Genomic DNA, 1,349 nt, shown 5'->3' with positions numbered 1-1,349 from the left:
GTGTCAGTCACCGAATCTGTCGACTGATACACCGCATTCGCGAGCAAGCCCGCTCCCACATTTGACTGTATTCCAATTCAGAATTTGTATGAGGACATGGCTGTGCGCTCGACCGAAGTTGTGATCATTGGCGCCGGCGCCGCAGGCTTGATGTGTGCGCTGACCGCCGCCGGGCGTGGGCGCAAGGTGATGTTGATCGACCACGCGAACAAGGCCGGCAAAAAGATCCTGATGTCCGGCGGTGGCCGCTGCAACTTCACCAATATGTACACGGAGCCCGCCAACTTCCTCTCCCACAACGCGCACTTCTGCAAGTCCGCCCTGGCCCGCTACACCCAGTGGGATTTCATCGGGCTCGTGGCCAAGCACGGCGTGCCGTACCACGAGAAAAAACTCGGCCAGCTGTTCTGCGACAACAAGTCCAGCGACATCCTCGGGATGCTGCTGGATGAGTGCATCCAGGTCGGCGTGAGCATGCACCTGGACACCTCGGTGCAGGAGATTGCCAAGGTCGATGGCGGCTATCAGTTGCAAACCACCCTGGGTGAGTTGCGCTGCGAATCACTGGTGATCGCCACCGGCGGGCTGTCGATCCCGACCCTGGGGGCCACCGGCTTTGGTTATCAAGTGGCCAAGCAGTTCGGCCATGAACTGCTGCCAACCCGCGCCGGGCTGGTGCCGTTCACCATCACCGACCAGCTCAAGGAATTGTGCGGCGAGCTGTCCGGTACGTCCGTGGATTGCCTGGTGAGCTGCAACGACCAAAGCTTTCGCGAGAACATCCTGTTTACCCACCGCGGCCTGAGCGGGCCGGCGATCCTGCAGATTTCCTCCTACTGGGAACCCGGCGACACCGTGGAAATCAACCTGCTGCCCGACCACGACGCCCACACCTGGCTGCAAGCGCAACAGGTGGAGCGCCCGAACAGCGAGCTGAAAACCCTGCTGGGTGAGATCTTCACCAAGAAGATGGCCAACCTGCTGGCCGAAACCTGGTTCGTTTCCAAGCCGATGAAGCAGTACACCCACGCCGAGATTGCCGACATCGCCGGCAAACTGGGGAGCTGGCAACTGGTGCCGGCGGGTACTGAAGGCTATCGCACCGCCGAGGTCACCCTGGGTGGCGTGGACACCCGGGAAGTCTCGTCCAAGACCATGGAATCCCTGAAAAGCCCCGGTTTGTACTTCATCGGCGAAGTGTTGGATGTGACCGGTCACCTGGGCGGGTTCAATTTCCAGTGGGCGTGGGCCTCCGGTTATGCCGCTGCCCAATTTGCCTGACGGAACCCGGTAAAAAAATGTGGGAGCGGGCTTGCTCGCGAAGGCGGAGTGTCAGCTAATACATCAGT

At 60.5% G+C, this 1,349-nt stretch carries 1 protein-coding gene; it reads left to right on the top strand.

The genetic code is table 11. The features are described 5' to 3' along the window. Positions 1-102: 102 nt before the first annotated feature. Positions 103-1,281 carry a BaiN/RdsA family NAD(P)/FAD-dependent oxidoreductase gene (locus tag ACW9I6_RS32350; RefSeq protein WP_003216890.1) on the top strand — a complete coding sequence of 393 codons (1,179 nt, stop codon included), beginning with the start codon at positions 103-105 and terminating at the stop codon, positions 1,279-1,281. Positions 1,282-1,349: the final 68 nt, after the last annotated feature.

The organism is Pseudomonas sp. SDO5522_S412 (assembly GCF_054071215.1).
This window is presented reverse-complemented; position numbering and strand designations above follow the sequence as displayed.